The organism is Microvirga sp. HBU67558 (assembly GCF_018069605.1).
GTDB classification, from domain to species: Bacteria; Pseudomonadota; Alphaproteobacteria; order Rhizobiales; family Beijerinckiaceae; genus Microvirga; species Microvirga terrae.
In genome coordinates, this window is the sequence record NZ_JAGPUP010000374.1 from 1 (window position 1) to 4,403 (window position 4,403).

4 protein-coding genes and 5 pseudogenes are annotated in these 4,403 nt (G+C 59.9%); 6 read left to right on the top strand and 3 right to left on the bottom strand.

All coding sequences use genetic code 11. The annotated features are described in order from the left end of the window. Positions 1-83, bottom strand: a pseudogene (locus tag KBI52_RS02145) (IS6 family transposase); the annotation flags it as partial. A 99-nt stretch (positions 84-182) separates the two neighbouring features. On the opposite strand from KBI52_RS02145, the pseudogene KBI52_RS02150 reads away from it, so the two are divergent. The 5 genes and pseudogenes from KBI52_RS02150 to KBI52_RS02165 form a co-directional block, all read left to right on the top strand. Next, positions 183-473 (top strand): annotated as a pseudogene (locus KBI52_RS02150) (IS3 family transposase); the annotation flags it as partial. 191 nt (positions 474-664) lie between these two features. Further along, entirely contained in the window at positions 665-916 is a 252-nt protein-coding gene (locus KBI52_RS32545) for a plasmid pRiA4b ORF-3 family protein (protein WP_247654125.1), read from the top strand. Continuing rightward, positions 913-1,179 (top strand): plasmid pRiA4b ORF-3 family protein, encoded by a 267-nt coding sequence (locus KBI52_RS32550; RefSeq protein ID WP_247654126.1) that lies wholly within the window; start codon positions 913-915, stop codon positions 1,177-1,179. The genes KBI52_RS32545 and KBI52_RS32550 overlap by 4 nt, the downstream gene beginning before the upstream one ends. 1 nt (position 1,180) lies before the next feature. Next, positions 1,181-1,921: a glycosyl hydrolase gene (locus KBI52_RS02160; protein WP_210805028.1), complete on the top strand. Its 741-nt coding sequence runs from the start codon at positions 1,181-1,183 to the stop codon at positions 1,919-1,921. Positions 1,922-2,270: 349 nt separating this feature from the next. Then, positions 2,271-2,378, top strand: a pseudogene (locus KBI52_RS02165) (transposase); the annotation flags it as partial. Positions 2,379-2,434: 56 nt separating this feature from the next. Here KBI52_RS02165 and KBI52_RS02170 read toward each other — a convergent pair. Both KBI52_RS02170 and KBI52_RS02175 read right to left on the bottom strand, forming a co-directional pair. Continuing rightward, positions 2,435-3,700: pseudogene (locus KBI52_RS02170) on the bottom strand (IS256 family transposase). A gap of 68 nt (positions 3,701-3,768) precedes the next feature. Next, a pseudogene (locus tag KBI52_RS02175) lies at positions 3,769-3,969 on the bottom strand (transposase); the annotation flags it as partial. A gap of 147 nt (positions 3,970-4,116) precedes the next feature. On the opposite strand from KBI52_RS02175, the gene KBI52_RS02180 reads away from it, so the two are divergent. Further along, a complete protein-coding gene (locus KBI52_RS02180; protein ID WP_210805030.1) occupies positions 4,117-4,359 on the top strand; it encodes a hypothetical protein in 243 nt (80 codons plus the stop codon). The last annotated feature ends 44 nt before the right edge of the window (positions 4,360-4,403 follow it).

Sequence of the window (4,403 nt, forward strand, 5' to 3'; positions counted from 1 at the left end):
ACACCGCGCTCCTGCATCATCTCAGACAGATCGCGATAGCTGATCCCGTACTTGCAGTACCAGCGCACGCACAGCAGGATCATCTCGACTGGGAAGCGACGGCGCTTGAACAGAGACACGGGAGCGAATCCTTGATGAACCGCTCCTCGCTATACGGCCGAGGTTAATGCAACGGTGCCGTTCGTATCCGCTACGGTTATCGTCGTGTTCACGTGCTGATGCGTCGTGAAGGCTGGCGCCATGGCCAGAACAAGACGCGGCGGATCTATCGCGAATTGGGCCAGCAATTACGCAACAATACGCCGAAGCGCCGGGTCAAGGCCAAGCTGCGCGATGATCGCAGGCCGGCCACACGATCGAACCAGACCTGGGCGATGGACTTCGTCCATGATCAGTTGGCGAGCGGACACAAGCTTCGCGTCCTTACGATCATCGATACCTTCTCCCGCTTCTCGCCGGGACTGGGCAGCCGTCAACAAAAGTCAGGGATAGCCCCTGGCCCATGTCCTGTTCGCGACTCTTCGATTGTAGTGTTCGCAACGCGAAATTCGAGCGGGCCGCTGCACATTGTCTGTGAAGCCTCCGCACAGCGTGCAAATGCTCATTCTCGCTGCCCTGGACGCGGTTTGCTCAACGCGGTCCAGGACGGCCGCCCGTGGGAGGGATGCCTCGCCTTGTCGTACCTGTCACCATACGGCTTGATCGGCTCCATCTGTCGCGTCACCTCTTCGAGTTCTTCGCCGGTGAGGTCCGTTGGGGGATTCCCGATCGCCACGACGATTACGGCCAGCAGCCCATCAATGCCAGTAAAGAGCGCCTCAGCGATATCGTTCAAGAGACCGGAGCCAAGGCGATCCATTATCGCTATGACTGCGGCGTAGCAGGGCATTCGAAAAATGATTCGACAACACGATGACAGAGGGACTTCGCCTCTTGCTCGAGGCCGTCCGTCGTTGTCCTCCGAAAGACGTCGGTGGTGCGCCGGGCTATGCCGAATACCTCGATGCCATCAGCGACCCCGCACATCCGGAGCACGAACAAATGCGCCTCTGGGGTCCGGAGCGGTTCGATCCCAACGTCGTCGACCGGAAGGCGCTCGAGGCCGCCGTCAACGCATTGTCCGCTGGCCTCATTTTTGCTTACTGCAGGTTGGCTGGACGCTCTCAGGATGGAGATTAGAATGTCTGCATTGTCGAAGCTGAACGTACTTGCGCTACCTTTTGCGATAATGGTTGCGCTATTCCCAGCATCCGCAAAAGCGCCGATCTGGAGTTCGAGCGATCAGTACGGTACTTTTGCCCGCGATGGCTATTCCTGGAACAACGACGTATATGGTCAAGGTGCTGGGCCCCAGACGATCTCTGTGCATTCGGTCCACCAGTGGAGTGTGTGGTCGAACCAACCTGATACTGGCGGCATCAAGAGCTATCCCCACGGAGCTTTCAATGTCGGGAAACCGCTGAGTGCGATCAACGACCTGAGGTCGAACTTTAATCAGAACGTCCCGACTAGCGGCCGTTGGAACTTCGCCTACGATATCTGGGACAGCTCAAATACGTATGAGGTTATGCTTTGGACCAACTACACCGGCAATCCGGATGGAAGCGGTGATGTTAAGCCCATTTCTTACAAGTATAACTCTTCAGGGACCGCCGCTGTCCCAGTCTACACAGGCGTAAATGTCGGGGGAGCTACCTGGAACGTGTTTGAAGGCTGGAACAAACATAAGGTTATCTCGTTTTTGCGCAGCTCCAAGACCAACAGCGAGACTGTGGATATCAAGAGTATCCTGCAATGGATAAAGTCGAAAGGATATTTCGGTGACATAATCGTCGGCAGCGTCCAATACGGTGTTGAGATAACCTCATCCCCAGGCGGGCAAAACTTCGAGGTCAATCATTGGGCTGTAATAGCGAAGTGACTACCTTGGGGCCTACGATGAGGTGATCAGCCGCTCCCTCGTTGTGGGCTCGACGAAGATCGGCCGCTGTTCATGATGGCGGGCCTGGCACCGCAGGCCTCGTGCCGAATTAAATTGGCAGGTTCTGCTCAGTTCGTCGCGGCGTGCACCGTCAAGTTGCTGACGTAGTTTTGATATGAACAGTCGCGCAGCCGACGCCCTATCACTTTGTGGTTCGGGCGATGTTGACCTGCCACTGAGTATTTCGGAGTTAGAGTCCCGCCCGAAGTGATCTGCGGTCGGCAAACTGGACCATTTTTGGCTAGAGTTCTCGACTGCCGAACCCTTCGGCTGGGAGGAGCGATGGACCATGAAGGCCTCGAAGTTTTCAGATGCGCAGAAGGCGTTCATCCCGAAACAGGGCAACGACGGGGTTGCGGTGGCGGAGATCTGCCGTAAGGCCGGGATCAGCCAGGCAAGGGGATGTCCCGATCGGTGTTGAACTACGTCGGGCCGACGCTTCCGGAATGAATGTTACGCGGCCCTCGTGACGTGGGCAACGGGCTTGATCGTCATGCGATCGTGGTGAGCTTGAAGGGCCGCACGCAGAAGCGAGAATTGCTTATGCGCCTTCAATCGTCGGAAGCCCTTGTTGGCCTCGATCATGCCGGCCGCGACCTATCGCAAGGCCATACCGGCATCCCGCCAGCGTTTGACGTTGCGCGTGACGCGGCGAATGGTGCCCATCATGTTCTCGGCGATGTTGGTACAGGCGAGCGATCGACGAAGCTCCTTCGGCAGCTTCAACCGGACGACGGTCAGGATTTCGTCGAGGCCTTCGAGGATGCTCGCCGCTACGCCGGGCCATTGCTGGTCGAGTCGACGCGCGAGATTGCGGATCAATTTTTCAGCCTTGTCGGCGTCATCGAGCTCCCAGGCCTGGCGCAGCACCCGACGGGTGGTCGCATGGTACTCTTTCGGTAGCCGTTCCATGATGTTGCGCGCCTTGTGGATCTGGCAGCGCTGGATCCCGGCGGCCGAACCGAAGGTGCGGCGGATCGCCTTCGACAACGCTTTCGCGCCGTTGACGATGAACAGTCTTGGTACCGTCGGGTCGAGCCCGCGCGAGACCAGGTTGTCCAGCAGGGACTGAACCGTTGCGGCGTTCTCGGTCGCCCCCTCCACCAGCGCCAGCGGATGCTTGTTGCCTTCGCCGTCAACCCCGATCGCGGCGACCAGCACGAGATCGTCGCCCAGATGCAGCCCGTCGATTTGGACCACCAGAATGTCGAGCGCGGACAGATCGGTAGCCATGAAGTCGGCCAGCCGCGCGGCCGACAGCGCTACGAACCTCCGCGAGGCCGCCGACTGATCAATGTGTCGACGCGCCGGTTCGGCCGCGCTGTCCGGCTGCCTGAGGGTGACGTGCCGGCACCGCCCGGATCGGGGGATCAGGTTCATCGCCCAGCGACCGAGCCAGTCCTCCTACGCTGCCGTTTCCCAGCTTGGGATCGTGACCTCGCGGCCGTCCACGCCCCGGACCCGCGGGCGCTCGACCTCGATCTTGCCGCCGTGGAAACCGATCCGTCCCCGCGTTCGGCCCCAACGGTGCGCCCGCCGCGCCGCGTCGCGACCGTGGCGCGGCCCGCAGGCCGCCGTGACATCCGCCTCCATCATCGTGCCGAGCGCCTCGATCCCTGCCGCAAGGCAGAACCGATCGAAGCTCGCCCGCACTTCCGCAAACCCTTCGTCCACAGCCCCGGTCGCCGGCGAACCAGCCGGTGTGATATCTCTCGTCATGGCGTTGCTCTCATTTGTGGAATCAACACCCCGAGCCTACCGGCTCAAGGTGGGCAACGCCGACCTCTTCAAACATTCAACAGAACCCGGGACATCCCCATGGTTTTGCAGCAAATCGGCGGTCTGTTGCCGATTGCGCCATGAGGCCGTGCTTCGTTGTAGCATCTGCGCCAAATCTCCACTGTTTCTTGGGCGTCTGCGAGGCTGCGGAACCAGGGCGTGTTGAGGTATTCGGCCCGGAAGTGGCCGTTGAAGGCTTCGATGAACGCGGCGAGTTCGAGGTCATTATCTGGCCGCCCTTGCGACTAGTCCCTATGATTGCAGGGCGTGAGGGCGGCCCGTCATCCGATATGCAACGGTACGAGGGTTAAGCCGGCACAGCCGGCGCAAAGCCTCATGCATAGGAGACGGGCCTGATGAAGTATACCAGATTTGTGGGCATGGATGTCCACAAGGACCAGATTTCCGTTGCGGTGGCCGAGAGCGGGCGCGGCGGCACCGTGGAATACCTTGGCCAGATTGCCAATGATCCGGCGGCCATCAGCAAACTCTGCGCTCGGCTTGCGCGACCCGGCGCCACCCTATCGTTCTTCTACGAGGCCGGTCCCTGCGGCTATGGTCTTCATCACCACCTGACCGGCACCGTTGCAGTAACTTGAAAAGGGCATAACGGACCCCGTCGAACGGGTCATTCAGGCTGCAA